We start from the raw sequence: 13,090 nt of genomic DNA, 5'->3' as shown, positions 1-13,090 counted from the left end.
GTTCAATTGCCTGGCTGCCAACCACCCGGTAAAGTGCCGCTCCCCACGTTTTACCTGAGGTAGACCCATGAGCCAGTCCTTTGATATTGCCGTGATCGGCGCCACCGGCACTGTCGGCGAAACCCTCGTGCAGATTCTTGAAGAGCGGGATTTTCCCATGGGTAACCTGCACCTGCTGGCCAGCAGCGAGTCGGCGGGCAGTTCGGTGATGTTTCGCGGTAAAAACGTGCGGGTGCGCGAGGTCGATGAGTTCGATTTCAGCAAGGTCCAACTGGCATTCTTCGCCGCCGGTCCGGCGGTGACCTTGAGCTTCGCGCCGCGTGCCACGGCAGCCGGGTGCGCGTTGATCGACCTGTCTGGCGCCTTGCCAGCGGAACAGGCGCCGCAGATCGTGCCGGAAGCCAATGCCCAAGTGCTCTCCGGGCTGGGCACGCCGTTTCAAGTCAGCAGTCCCAGCGCTTCGGCCATTGCATTGGCGGTTGCCCTGGCGCCGCTGCGCGATTGCCTGGATGTGCAGCGCATCAGCGTCACCGCCAGTCTGGCCGTGTCCGCCCTGGGGCGCGTCGCCGTCACCGAACTGGCGCGCCAGACCGCTGAGTTGCTTAACGTCCGACCGCTGGAGCCCACGTTCTTCGATCGACAGATGGCGTTCAACCTGTTGGCCCAGGTCGGCACCCCGGATGAACAGGGGCATACGCTGTTGGAAAAGCGCCTGGTTCGCGAGCTGCGCCAGGTTCTGGACCAACCTTTATTAAAAATTTCAGTCACTTGCATTCAAGCCCCGGTGTTTTTCGGCGATAGCTTTAGCGTGACCGTGCAGTCTGCGCATGCAATCGACCTGACGAAGGTCAACGCCGCCCTGCAAACGGCGCCCGGCGTCGAGCTGGTGGAGGCGGGCGACTATCCGACTCCGGTGGGTGATGCTGTGGGACAGGATGTGGTCTACATCGGTCGGGTACGTGGCGGCATCGACGATCCGGCGGAACTCAATATGTGGCTGACGTCGGATAACGTGCGCAAGGGTGCGGCGCTCAATGCCGTGCAGGTGGCTGAGTTGTTGATAAAAGACTTGCCGTAAAAGATACTTGGCGTCAATTTGTCGAATGGTTCTAGCCGGGCGCTATGCTTGGCTGGAACACAGCAGGCGAACATCCCTCTGCATGAGTGAAATAATCGCGCGCACTGTCGTTTCGGGCTCGTACGCAATGCCTTGCGGCAGCGACATCAATACCTTCTCGCTGGCCGAGGAATGTTCAAACAAAGGAAGAGGCTATGGTTCAAGTTCGCAAACTGGTGTTAGCAATAGCGGCCGCCTCGGCGCTGTCCTCCGGTATGGCGCAAGCGCTCGGGCTCGGGGAGCTGACCCTGAAATCGACGCCGAACCAGCCCCTGGTCGCCGAGATCGAGCTGCTCGATGTCCAGCAATTGACTGCCGCCGAAGTGGTGCCGAGCCTGGCCTCGCCCAATGACTTCGCCAAGGCCGGTGTCGATCGTCAGGCCGTCCTCGATGACCTGGCCTTCACGCCAGTGATCAATGCCAATGGCAGGAGTGTCCTGCGGGTAACGTCCAGCCGGCCGCTGTCCGAGCCGATGGTCAAGTTCCTGGTGCAGGTGATATGGCCGAACGGCCGCCTGCTGCGCGACTACAGCGTATTGCTCGATCCGTCCAAATTCTCGCCCCAGGCCGCTGATGCAGCCCGGGCCAAGCCGTCGCAGGTCGTATCGACGCCCGTCACCGGCGCGACCAAGCCGGCGCAGTACACCACCACGCCGCGCGATACCCTGTGGGAAATTGCCGCGAAGGTGCGCAACGGTGGATCAGTCCAGCAAACCATGCTGGCGATCCAGGCGCTGAATCCGAAAGCCTTCATCAATGGCAACATCAACTTGCTCAAGACCGGCCAGGTCCTGCGCCTGCCAGACCCGGTGCAAAGCACCGCGCTGCCGCAGCCCCAGGCCATCGCCGAAGTGGCTGCGCAAAACGCCGCCTGGCGCTCGGGGCGTCGGGGTGTGGCGCCTGCCGGTCAGCAACAGCTCGACGCAACCAAGCGTGGTCGCGGTGAAGGCGCGCTGGCCCAGGCGGCCGGTCGCGACAACCTGAGCCTGGTCTCGGCCGAGCCTGCGAAGGCGGGTGGCAAGGGCAAGGGCGCTGCCGGTGATGCCCAGGCGCTGAGCAACAAGCTTGCCGTGACCCAGGAAAGCCTCGACTCGGCCCGACGCGACAATGAAGAGCTGAAAAGCCGCATGGCGGACCTGCAGAGCCAGTTGGACAAGCTGCAGCGCCTGATCGAGTTGAAGAACAACCAGTTGGCCAAGATGCAGGCCGAAGGCGCTGCCGTTCCTCCAGCGGGCCAGTCCGCCCCGGCGATGTCGGCCGAGCTGACGCCAGCACCACAAGCCCCGGCCGTCGTGCCTGCGCCCGAACCTCAAGCGACACCTGAGGCCGCGCCGCCTGCCGCAGCCGTGGAGCCGGCACCTGCCGCTTCCGACGAGCAGAAGTACAACGACCTGCTGACCAACCCGATCCTGCTGGGCCTGGTTGGCGGTGGTGCGGTGATCCTGCTGTTGCTGCTGCTGTTGCTCGCGCGTCGTCGCAAGGCCCAGCAGGAAGCCGAGAAACACCTGCGCATGGCGCGTGCCCTCGAGGAGGAGGCCGACTTCTCCCCGGAGCTCGACCTGCCCCCGAGCAGCTTCGAGGGCATCGAGGTTCCAGCGCCTAACGTCAAGCTCGAACCCAAGCCTGCGCCTGCGGTCGCACCGGTGGTCGTTACGCCGCCGATCGCCGCGCCGCTGGTGGCACCGGCCGCTGAGCGTTCCGATGATGTGCTGGCTCAAGCCCAGTCCCACATCGACCGTGGTCGCTTGAACCAGGCCGCCGATCTGCTTGAGCAAGGTATCAAGGCCGAGCCTCAGCGCAGCGACCTGCGCTTGAAGCTGATGGAGGTCTACGGCCAGCAGGGCGACCGCGACGCTTTTGTCGCCCAGGAGCGTCAGTTGGTGGCCAACGGCGACAACTACGCCCAGGTCGAGCAACTCAAGAGTCGTTTCCCGGCCATGGTCGTTGCCGCCAGTGCGGGCCTGGCCGCCGCGGCGGTGGCTGCGGAGCTGGACGCGCAATACGTCAAGGACCTGCTGGAAGACCCGTCGCCGAGCGATGAAGAGCTGGACAGCGCCTTCGACCTGAGTCTGGATGACTTGGAGGCAGCGCCGGTGACACCGGCTCCCGAGCCTGTCGTGGAGTTGGACGCGTTTCCGGAAGACGATGACCTGAGTTTCGAATCGGTGCTCAAGCAGCAGACCGAGGCCAACGAAAGCCTGGACGACCTGTCGGAGTTCGATCTGGACCTGGGGGGCGATGCGCCGGCAGCTGCCCCTGCACCCGCGCTGGAGGACGAAGACTTCTTGCTGGACCTGGGCGACGACCTCAAGGGGCTGGACGTGCCGGAGAGCGAAGCGCCGACCTTGGCCGATTTCCCGGCCGACGACCTCGAGTTGCCGGCGGATTTCGATCTGTCCCTGGGCGATGAAATGGACGTTCCGGCGGCGCCGAAGGATGCCTTCGAGTCCGAGCTGGACGATGTCAACGCCGAGTTGGAGCGCTTGTCCGACAGCTTGGGCCAGCCATCCTTCACCGCCGACGATGCATTGGCCAGCGCTGAAGAGGAGCCGGACTTCGACTTCCTCGGCGGAACCGACGAAGTCGCCACCAAGCTCGACCTGGCCCAGGCCTACATCGACATGGGCGACAACGACGGGGCTCGGGACATCCTCGGTGAAGTCCTCAACGAAGGCGATGCCACCCAGAAGAGCGAAGCGCAGGAAATGCTGGCGCGCCTGGCATGAAGTGATTGGAGTAACGAGGACGGCAGCCGATGAGGCTGCCGTTTTTGTTTGTGGCGGGGCGCAGATCTGTGGACGCCCGAGAGCCATTGTGGGAGCGAAGCTTGCTCGCGATGAGGCTGGGATATTCCCACGCGAGATCCCGGTTGCACTGGCATCCCGCACCGCCCGCCTTATAATGCCCGCCTTTGCGTACTGAGCAGGCTGTAATTCCTTGGCAAACATAGACAATCCGGAAGCCGAAATGGCGGCCGAGGGCTTTTTTCGGATCGCCCTGGGCGTTGAATACAAGGGCTCGCGCTATCGCGGCTGGCAGCGTCAGGCCTCCGGCGTGGCAACGGTTCAGCAAACCCTTGAAACCGCCTTGTCCAAAGTCGCCGACTCGCCCGTGTCGCTGCATTGCGCCGGCCGCACCGATGCCGGCGTGCACGCCTGTGGTCAGGTGGTGCATTTCGATACCCAGGTCGAACGCTCGATGAAGGCGTGGGTGATGGGGGCCAACATCAATTTGCCCCACGACGTCAGCGTCAGTTGGGCCAAGGTCATGCCTGCGCATTTTCATGCCCGCTTCAAGGCCATCGCCCGACGCTATCGCTATGTGATCTACAACGATCAAATCCGTCCCGCGCACCTGAACGAAGAGATCACCTGGAACCACCGCCCTCTGGACGTCGAGCGCATGGCCGAGGCCGCGCAATACCTGATCGGCGTCCACGATTTCAGCGCCTTCCGCGCTGGTCAGTGCCAGGCCAAGTCACCGATCAAGGAGCTGCATCACCTGCGCGTGACCCGTCACGGCAAGATGATCGTGCTCGATATCCGCGCCAGTGCATTCCTGCATCACATGGTGCGCAACATCGCGGGTGTACTGATGACTATCGGCGCCGGCGAGCGGCCGGTGGAATGGGTCAAGGAAGTACTCGACAGCCGCGTTCGCCGTTCCGGTGGCGTGACCGCGCATCCGTTTGGCTTGTATCTGGTACAGGTTGAATACCGCGATGAGTTCGAGTTGCCGGAGCGTTACATCGGCCCACATTTCCTCACCGGCTTCTCGGAACTCGACGGCTGACGCCCTGCGCAGCATTTGCTACCATCCGGGACTTTCACGGATTTGCCTGAGGTTTTACCCACCATGTCAGCCGTTCGCAGCAAGATTTGCGGGATCACCCGCGTCGAGGACGCGTTGGCGGCGGTCGAGGCCGGAGCCGATGCCATCGGGCTGGTGTTCTATGCCAAGAGTCCCCGCGCGGTGACCGTGCAGCAGGCGAGGGCAATCATCCAGGCCTTGCCGCCGTTCGTGACCCCCGTGGGCCTGTTCGTCAACGCGAGTCGTTGCGAACTGGGCGAAATCCTCGACGCGGTGCCGTTGGCGCTGTTGCAGTTTCACGGCGACGAGACCCCGGCCGATTGCGAAGGCTGGCATCGCCCGTACATCAAGGCGTTGCGGGTCAAGGCTGGTGATGACATCGCGGCCAGTTGCCAGGCGTTCGCCAGTGCCAGCGGCATCTTGCTGGACGCGTATGTGGAGGGTGTTCCCGGCGGCACCGGCGAAGCGTTCGACTGGTCACTGGTGCCCCAGGGCCTAAGCAAACCGATCATCCTCGCGGGCGGCTTGACCGCGCAGAACGTGGCCGAGGCCATTCGTCAGGTGCGTCCTTACGCGGTGGACGTGAGCGGTGGGGTGGAGCAAGGCAAGGGCATCAAGGACCCGGCGAAGATTCGCGCATTCATGGCGGCTGTACACAGCAGTCAGTAGTCAATGTGACGGCTGGCAGACTGCCGCCGTCCATACCAGCACTGTACGAAGCAGGCAGGCACCGCCCCCGGGTGGGCCAATGGAGAAGGGCAGCCGCAGTGCAGCGGTTGCCGGGATGGCTGGGGAAGATAGGGCGGCACGCAGGTCATGTTTCGCGCTGACCGTGATGCTCCTCGAACCCCGCCGCACAATGAATTTAGCTCAAGGGCATACGCGGGGCCGCGAACCAGAGCGTTCGGGCCGCCGGTACTGGAGAAAGAAAGCATGAGCAACTGGTTGGTAGACAAACTGATCCCTTCGATCATGCGTTCCGAGGTGAAGAAAAGCTCGGTGCCCGAAGGTCTGTGGCACAAATGTCCATCCTGCGAAGCGGTGCTGTACCGCCCTGAGCTGGAAAAGACCCTGGACGTGTGCCCCAAGTGCAATCACCACATGCGCATTGGTGCGCGTGCCCGTATCGACATCTTCCTGGATGCCGAAGGCCGTGTTGAGTTGGGCGCCGACCTGGAGCCGGTGGACCGCCTGAAGTTCCGCGACGGCAAGAAATACAAGGACCGCCTGACCGCGGCCCAGAAACAGACCGGTGAAAAAGATGCCCTGGTGTCCATGAGCGGTACCCTGCTGGGCATGCCTGTGGTGGTTTCGGCCTTTGAATTCTCCTTCATGGGCGGCTCCATGGGCGCCATCGTCGGCGAGCGCTTCGTTCGTGCTGCCAACTACGCGCTGGAAAAACGTTGCCCGATGGTCTGCTTCGCCGCTTCCGGCGGTGCGCGCATGCAGGAGGCGCTGATCTCCCTGATGCAGATGGCCAAGACCTCCGCAGTGCTGGCGCGTCTGCGGGAAGAAGGCATTCCGTTCATTTCGGTGCTGACCGACCCGGTCTATGGTGGTGTTTCCGCTAGTCTGGCGATGCTGGGCGACGTGATCGTCGGCGAGCCGAAAGCCCTGATCGGCTTTGCCGGTCCGCGTGTGATCGAGCAGACCGTGCGTGAAAAACTGCCGGAAGGCTTCCAGCGCAGCGAGTTCCTGCTGGAACACGGCGCCATCGACATGATCATTCATCGCCAGGAGCTGCGTCCGCGCCTGGGCAACCTGTTGGCGCAACTGATGGGGCTGCCGACGCCGAAGTTCGTCGCGGCTCCGATCGAGCCGATCGCGGTTCCACCGGTGCCTGCCGGCCTATGACCCAGCGCACCCTGGGCGACTGGCTTGCCTACCTCGAGCAGTTGCACCCATCGGCCATCGACATGGGGCTGGAGCGCTCGCAAGCGGTAGCGACCAGCATGGGGCTGGCGAAGCCTGCGCCCCGGGTCATCACCGTCACCGGCACTAACGGCAAGGGCTCGACCTGCGCCTTCGTGGCTTCGCTGCTGCGGGCCCAGGGTTTGAGTGTCGGTGTCTACAGTTCGCCGCACCTGCTGCGCTACAACGAGCGTGTGCAGGTCAATGGCGTCGAGGCCACCGACGCCGAGCTGTGCGAGGCCTTTGCCGCGGTGGAAGCCGGGCGGGGCGAGACATCCCTCACTTATTTCGAGATGGGCACCCTGGCGGCGTTCTGGCTGTTTGCCCGTGCCGGTCTCGATGCGGTAGTGCTGGAAGTCGGCCTGGGTGGGCGGCTGGATGCGGTCAACCTGGTGGACGCGGACATCGCGCTGGTCACCAGCATCGGTGTCGACCACGCCGATTACCTGGGTGATACCCGCGAGTCGGTGGCTTTCGAAAAAGCCGGCATCTTTCGCCAGGGCGCGCCTGCGCTGTGTGGCGACCTCAATCCGCCCCAACCCTTATTGGACAAGGTCCGCGAACTGGGCTGCCCGTTCTTCTTGCGTGGGCGGGATTTCGACCTGGCCATGACCGAGCAGCACTGGCAATGGCGCGGCAGCGATGCCCAGGGCCATCCAGTGGAGCTGCACGATCTGCCGCTGCTGGATCTGCCAATGGAAAACGCTGCGCTGGCACTCCAGGCCTACCTGTTGCTGGGGTTGCCGTGGGACGCCGGTCAGATCGTCCAGGCGTTGCAGGCAACCCGGGGCGTCGGTCGCCTGGATCGCCGTCAGTTCGATTGGCATGGCAAGCGCCTGAACCTGTTGCTGGATGTCGGCCACAACCCCCATGCGGCTCAGTACCTGGCCGAGCGCCTGGCGCGCCGTCCGCTGACGGGGCGACGCCTGGCGGTGTTCGGCCTGCTGTCCGACAAGGATCTGGATGGCGTTGTCGATGCGTTGGGTGCTAGTGTCCAACATTGGGCGGTCACGCCGTTGGATTCGCCACGTTCGCGTCCGGCGGCAGAGCTGCAGGAAGCGTTGCTGCGCCACGGTGCTGCGGTTCAGGCCTATTCGAGCGTGGCTGCGGCGTTGGAAGGGCAATGCGCCCTGGCGACGACCAATGACGAGATTCTGCTGTTCGGATCATTTTTTTGCGTAGCCGAGGCCCTTCAATGGCTGGCCCGGCGCCCCACGGAGGAGGCGGCAGATGGCATTGCTGGATAAGGCGTACAAGCAGCGCATGGTCGGGGCCCTGGTATTGGTGGCCCTGGCGGTGATTTTCCTGCCGATGCTGTTTTCTCGTCAGGACGAGCAGCGCCAGGTGACCGTCGATGCCCCGGCTGCACCCCAGGCGCCAGCGATGGCGCCCGTGCAGGTCGAGCCCGTGGCCGTGCCTGAGCCGCAGGCCTTGCCCCAGGAGCCTGTCCCGACCGACGAGGAGTTGGCCGGACAACCTGCCGCGCCTTCCCAGCCGATTGCGCCAGCCCATGCTCCAGCGGCCCCCGTCGCCGTGCCGTCGAGCAAGCCGGCTGTCGCGCCAACGCCAGCCGCGCCGGCAGCCAAGCCAGCGCCTGCCCAGCCGATCACCGCTGCGCCCACCAAACCGGACGCCACGCAAAGTCGGGTGGATGCCAACGGTCTGTCGGTCAGTTGGTCGGTGCAATTGGCCAGCCTGACCAGCCGAGAAAGCGCCGAAGCCCTGCAAAAGAACCTGCGCAGTCAAGGTTATAACGCCTACATCCGTTCCGCCGAAGGCAAGAACCGGGTGTTTGTCGGTCCACTGATCGAGCGTGCCGAGGCCGACCGCCTGCGTGATTTGCTTAGCCGCCAGCAGAACCTCAAGGGGTTCGTGGTGCGTTTCCAGCCCGAGCGCGGTTGACGGCGATTTACTTGATTTGAATCACGCAGCTTACCGACAGCCCTGCGCTCTGCTAAAATGCGCCGCCTTATCCGTCTGTAGGCTGCACCGTGCCATTTACCTGGGTTGACTGGGCGATCGTTGCGATCGTCGCCATCTCCGCATTGATCAGTCTGAGCCGCGGCTTCGTCAAGGAGGCGCTCTCGCTGCTGACCTGGATCATCGCGGGAGTGGTAGCCTGGATGTTCGGTGGCTCGTTGTCCCAGTACCTCGTCGGATACATCGAAACACCATCGGCTCGCGTGATTGCGGGCTGTGCCATCTTGTTTGTCGCCACCCTGCTGGTAGGCGCAATGATCAACTATCTGATCGGCGAACTGATTCGCGTCACCGGGCTTTCCGGAACGGACCGGTTCCTGGGCATGGCCTTCGGCGCGGCGCGTGGCGCGTTGCTGGTGGTCGTGGCCGTCGGGCTGCTGAGCCTGGGGCCGGTACAGCAGGACAAGTGGTGGCAGGAGTCCCGGCTCGTGCCACAATTTCTATTGGTCGCAGACTGGTCCAAGAACCTGATCCTGGGTTGGAGCAGTCAGTGGCTTGCCAGCGGTATCAGCGTACCCGCTGAAATACCGTTCAAGGAACAGCTCTTGCCGACGGCCAAAACGCCGCAGTGAGTGTTGTTCAGTTCAGATCCATTAAGTAGGGGTTGCGTCGCATGTGTGGCATCGTCGGTATCGTCGGTAAGTCGAACGTCAATCAGGCGCTGTATGACGCGCTAACCGTGCTCCAGCACCGCGGCCAGGACGCTGCCGGTATCGTGACCAGCCACGACGGCCGGTTATTCCTGCGCAAGGACAACGGTCTGGTGCGTGACGTGTTCCATCAACGTCACATGCAGCGCCTGGTCGGTCACATGGGTATCGGCCATGTGCGCTATCCGACCGCAGGCAGCTCGACGTCGGCCGAGGCCCAACCGTTCTATGTCAACTCGCCGTACGGCATCACCCTGGCGCACAACGGCAACCTGACCAACGTCGAGCAGTTGGCCAAGGAGATCTACGAATCGGACCTGCGCCACGTCAACACCAACTCCGACTCCGAAGTGTTGCTCAACGTGTTCGCCCATGAGCTGGCCCAGCGCGGCAAGCTGCAGCCGACCGAAGAAGACGTTTTCGCCGCCGTGACCGACGTGCACAACCGTTGCGTCGGCGGTTACTCGGTGGTGGCGATGATCACCGGCTACGGCATCGTCGGTTTCCGCGACCCCCATGGCATCCGCCCGATCGTGTTCGGCCAACGCCACACCGACGAGGGCGTCGAGTACATGATTGCCTCCGAAAGCGTGTCCCTGGACGTACTGGGCTTTACCCTGATCCGCGACCTGGCGCCGGGCGAAGCGGTCTACATCACTGAAGACGGCCAGTTGTTCACCCGCCAGTGTGCGACCAATCCGTCCCTGACCCCTTGCATCTTCGAGCACGTCTACCTGGCGCGCCCGGACTCGATCATCGACGGCATCTCGGTCTACAAGGCCCGCCTGCGCATGGGCGAGAAGCTCGCCGACAAGATCCTGCGCGAGCGTCCGGACCACGACATCGACGTGGTTATCCCGATTCCGGACACCAGCCGTACCTCGGCCCTGGAACTGGCGAACCATCTGGGCGTCAAGTTCCGCGAAGGCTTCGTGAAGAACCGCTACATCGGCCGTACGTTCATCATGCCGGGCCAGGCTGCACGGAAGAAATCCGTACGCCAGAAACTCAATGCCATCGAACTGGAGTTCCGCGGCAAGAACGTGATGCTGGTGGATGACTCCATCGTGCGCGGCACCACCTGCAAGCAGATCATCCAGATGGCCCGTGAAGCCGGCGCCAAGAACGTCTACTTCTGCTCGGCGGCCCCCGCCGTGCGTTACCCGAACGTCTACGGCATCGACATGCCGAGTGCCCATGAGCTGATCGCTCATAACCGCACGACCCAGGAAGTGGCCGACCTGATCGGCGCCGACTGGTTGATCTACCAGGACCTGCCGGACCTGATCGAAGCGGTCGGTGGCGGCAAGATCAAGATCGAGCATTTCGACTGCGCGGTGTTCGACGGCAAGTACGTCACCGGCGACGTCGACGAGGCCTACCTGAACAGGATCGAGAGCGCACGTAACGATGCGTCCAAGGCCAAGACTCAGGCGGTCAGCGCGATCATCGATCTGTACAACAATTGATTAACCAACCGGCCCTGAGGGGCCGGTTTGCGTTTAAACCGATTTCAGGAGTGACAGCATGAGTCAGGATTGGGATGCCGGTCGGCTGGACAGCGACCTTGAAGGTGTAGCGTTCGATACCCTGGCGGTTCGCGCCGGCCAGCACCGCACGCCGGAAGCCGAACATGGCGATCCGATGTTCTTCACCTCCAGCTACGTGTTCCGCACCGCAGCCGACGCGGCGGCACGCTTTGCCGGCGAAGTGCCGGGCAACGTCTATTCGCGCTACACCAATCCGACCGTGCGGGCTTTCGAGGAGCGCATCGCCGCGCTGGAAGGCGCCGAGCAAGCCGTTGCCACTGCCACCGGCATGGCGGCGATCATGGCTGTGGTGATGAGCCTGTGCAGTGCCGGCGACCACGTGTTGGTGTCGCGTAGCGTCTTCGGCTCGACCATCAGCCTGTTCGAGAAGTACTTCAAGCGCTTTGGCGTGGAAGTCGATTACGTACCCCTGGCAGACCTGTCCGGTTGGGATGCGGCGATCAAGGCCAATACCAAGTTGCTCTTTGTCGAGTCTCCCTCTAACCCGCTCGCCGAGCTGGTGGACATCGCCGCCCTGGCGGAAATCGCCCACGCCAAGGGCGCGATGCTGGTGGTCGATAACTGCTTCTGCACCCCGGCGCTGCAACAGCCGCTGAAGCTGGGTGCCGACGTGGTCGTGCATTCGGCAACCAAGTTCATCGACGGCCAGGGTCGCTGCATGGGTGGCGTGGTGGCCGGTCGTGGCGAGCAGATGAAAGAAGTCGTGGGGTTCCTGCGCACTGCCGGGCCGACCCTCAGCCCGTTCAACGCCTGGGTCTTCCTCAAGGGCCTGGAAACCCTGGGTTTGCGCATGAAGGCCCATTGTGCCAATGCCCAGGCCCTGGCTGAGTGGCTGGAGCAGCAGGACGGCATCGAGAAGGTCCATTACGCTGGCCTCAAGAGCCATCCGCAACACGACCTGGCGGTGCGCCAGCAGCGTGGTTTCGGGGCGGTGGTGAGTTTCGAGGTCAAGGGTGGCAAAGACGGTGCCTGGCGCTTCATCGACGCGACCCGACTGGTTTCCATCACTGCCAACCTGGGTGACAGCAAAACCACCATTACCCACCCGAGCACCACGTCCCATGGCCGTCTGTCGCCTCAGGAGCGTGAAGCGGCGGGCATCCGCGACAGCCTGATCCGCGTCGCGGTCGGCCTGGAAGATGTCGCCGACCTGCAAGCCGACCTGGCCCGTGGGTTGGCGGCCTTGTGATCGAGCTGGCAGCGCCGCTGAGCGGTACTCATGGCCGGGTTGCACTGGTTACGGGCGCCGCACGGGGCATTGGCCTGGGCATCGCCGCCTGGCTGATCTGTGAGGGCTGGCAGGTGGTGTTGACCGACCTGGACCGCGAGCGCGGTTCCAGGGTCGCGAAGATCTTGGGCGATAACGCCTGGTTCATTGCCATGGACGTAGCGGTCGAGGCGCAGGTTGCCACGGGTATTGCCCAGGTACTGGGGCAGTTCGGTCGACTCGACGCACTGGTGTGCAACGCGGCCATTGCCGACCCGCACAACATCACCCTGGAAAGCCTGGACCTGGCCCACTGGAACAGGGTCCTGGCGGTGAACCTGGGTGGGCCGATGCTGTTGGCCAAGCACTGCGCGCCGTATCTGCGTGCCCACAACGGCGCCATCGTCAACCTGGCCTCGACCCGTGCCGCGCAATCGGAACCGGACACCGAAGCTTATGCGGCGAGCAAAGGTGGTCTATTGGCTCTGACCCATGCCCTGGCGATCAGCCTAGGGCCGGAGATCCGGGTCAATGCCGTCAGCCCCGGCTGGATCGACGCGCGGGACCCGTCCCAACGTCGGGCAGAGCCGCTGAGCGATACCGATCACGCCCAGCATCCGGCGGGCAGGGTGGGCACCGTGGAGGATGTGGCGGCGATGGTGGCGTGGTTGCTGTCGCGCAACGCCGGTTTCGTCACGGGCCAGGAGTTCGTGGTGGACGGCGGCATGACCAAGAAAATGATCTACGAATAAGAGCAGCGGTAAGTGGCGAGCTGCAAGCTGCGAGCGATTTCGCGGTGTTGGCGTTTCTGCTTGCAGCTCGAAGCTTGTCGCTCGAAGCTGTTTTTGAAAAAAACTCCAACCCT

11 protein-coding genes are annotated in these 13,090 nt (G+C 63.5%); all 11 read left to right on the top strand.

Going from position 1 to position 13,090, the window contains the following annotated elements; genetic code table 11:
• Window positions 1-67: 67 nt before the first annotated feature.
• The 11 genes from N4Q37_RS22720 (at window position 68) to N4Q37_RS22670 (ending at window position 12,977) form a co-directional block, all read left to right on the top strand.
• The gene (locus N4Q37_RS22720) at window positions 68-1,078 is read left to right on the top strand and encodes an aspartate-semialdehyde dehydrogenase (protein ID WP_260961892.1); all 1,011 of its coding nucleotides are present in this window, start codon (window positions 68-70) and stop codon (window positions 1,076-1,078) included.
• 194 nt (window positions 1,079-1,272) lie between these two features.
• A complete protein-coding gene (locus tag N4Q37_RS22715) occupies window positions 1,273-3,843 on the top strand; it encodes a FimV/HubP family polar landmark protein (RefSeq protein WP_260961890.1) in 2,571 nt (856 codons plus the stop codon).
• A 241-nt stretch (window positions 3,844-4,084) separates the two neighbouring features.
• The gene (gene truA, locus N4Q37_RS22710; protein ID WP_260961964.1) at window positions 4,085-4,909 is read left to right on the top strand and encodes a tRNA pseudouridine(38-40) synthase TruA; all 825 of its coding nucleotides are present in this window, start codon (window positions 4,085-4,087) and stop codon (window positions 4,907-4,909) included.
• Between the two features lie 63 nt (window positions 4,910-4,972).
• The gene (locus N4Q37_RS22705) at window positions 4,973-5,596 is read left to right on the top strand and encodes a phosphoribosylanthranilate isomerase (RefSeq protein WP_260961889.1); all 624 of its coding nucleotides are present in this window, start codon (window positions 4,973-4,975) and stop codon (window positions 5,594-5,596) included.
• A gap of 264 nt (window positions 5,597-5,860) precedes the next feature.
• Window positions 5,861-6,781 (top strand): acetyl-CoA carboxylase, carboxyltransferase subunit beta, encoded by a 921-nt coding sequence (accD, locus tag N4Q37_RS22700; RefSeq protein ID WP_260961887.1) that lies wholly within the window; start codon window positions 5,861-5,863, stop codon window positions 6,779-6,781.
• On the top strand, window positions 6,778-8,085 hold the full coding sequence (gene folC, locus N4Q37_RS22695) for a bifunctional tetrahydrofolate synthase/dihydrofolate synthase (RefSeq protein WP_260961885.1): 1,308 nt from the start codon (window positions 6,778-6,780) through the stop codon (window positions 8,083-8,085). Before accD ends, folC begins: the two co-directional genes overlap by 4 nt.
• Window positions 8,069-8,740 carry an SPOR domain-containing protein gene (locus tag N4Q37_RS22690; RefSeq protein ID WP_260961884.1) on the top strand — a complete coding sequence of 224 codons (672 nt, stop codon included), beginning with the start codon at window positions 8,069-8,071 and terminating at the stop codon, window positions 8,738-8,740. Before folC ends, N4Q37_RS22690 begins: the two co-directional genes overlap by 17 nt.
• A gap of 89 nt (window positions 8,741-8,829) precedes the next feature.
• Complete coding sequence (locus tag N4Q37_RS22685) at window positions 8,830-9,390, top strand: CvpA family protein (RefSeq protein ID WP_260961883.1); 561 nt, start codon at window positions 8,830-8,832, stop codon at window positions 9,388-9,390.
• Window positions 9,391-9,431: 41 nt separating this feature from the next.
• Window positions 9,432-10,937, top strand: coding sequence for an amidophosphoribosyltransferase (gene purF / locus N4Q37_RS22680; protein ID WP_260961882.1), 1,506 nt, complete (start codon window positions 9,432-9,434; stop codon window positions 10,935-10,937).
• Window positions 10,938-10,995: 58 nt separating this feature from the next.
• Complete coding sequence (locus N4Q37_RS22675; protein WP_260961881.1) at window positions 10,996-12,207, top strand: O-succinylhomoserine sulfhydrylase; 1,212 nt, start codon at window positions 10,996-10,998, stop codon at window positions 12,205-12,207.
• Window positions 12,204-12,977, top strand: a complete 774-nt coding sequence (locus N4Q37_RS22670; protein WP_260961880.1) for an SDR family oxidoreductase — start codon at window positions 12,204-12,206, stop codon at window positions 12,975-12,977. Before N4Q37_RS22675 ends, N4Q37_RS22670 begins: the two co-directional genes overlap by 4 nt.
• The last annotated feature ends 113 nt before the right edge of the window (window positions 12,978-13,090 follow it).

It is taken from the genome of Pseudomonas citri, assembly GCF_025336485.1.
Taxonomy (GTDB): domain Bacteria; phylum Pseudomonadota; class Gammaproteobacteria; order Pseudomonadales; family Pseudomonadaceae; genus Aquipseudomonas; species Aquipseudomonas citri.
The sequence above is the reverse complement of the archived record's forward strand: the minus strand, read 5'-3'. Positions and strand labels throughout refer to the sequence as shown.

What these genes read in the sequence shown, in the direction of transcription:
- N4Q37_RS22720 (WP_260961892.1), top strand. Translation starts at nt 68, where the DNA reads ATGAGCCAGTCCTTTGATATTGCCGTGATCGGCGCCACCGGCACTGTC.
- N4Q37_RS22715 (WP_260961890.1), top strand. Translation starts at nt 1,273, where the DNA reads ATGGTTCAAGTTCGCAAACTGGTGTTAGCAATAGCGGCCGCCTCGGCG.
- purF (WP_260961882.1), top strand. Translation starts at nt 9,432, where the DNA reads ATGTGTGGCATCGTCGGTATCGTCGGTAAGTCGAACGTCAATCAGGCG.
- truA (WP_260961964.1), top strand. Translation starts at nt 4,085, where the DNA reads ATGGCGGCCGAGGGCTTTTTTCGGATCGCCCTGGGCGTTGAATACAAG.
- N4Q37_RS22690 (WP_260961884.1), top strand. Translation starts at nt 8,069, where the DNA reads ATGGCATTGCTGGATAAGGCGTACAAGCAGCGCATGGTCGGGGCCCTG.
- accD (WP_260961887.1), top strand. Translation starts at nt 5,861, where the DNA reads ATGAGCAACTGGTTGGTAGACAAACTGATCCCTTCGATCATGCGTTCC.
- N4Q37_RS22675 (WP_260961881.1), top strand. Translation starts at nt 10,996, where the DNA reads ATGAGTCAGGATTGGGATGCCGGTCGGCTGGACAGCGACCTTGAAGGT.
- folC (WP_260961885.1), top strand. Translation starts at nt 6,778, where the DNA reads ATGACCCAGCGCACCCTGGGCGACTGGCTTGCCTACCTCGAGCAGTTG.
- N4Q37_RS22705 (WP_260961889.1), top strand. Translation starts at nt 4,973, where the DNA reads ATGTCAGCCGTTCGCAGCAAGATTTGCGGGATCACCCGCGTCGAGGAC.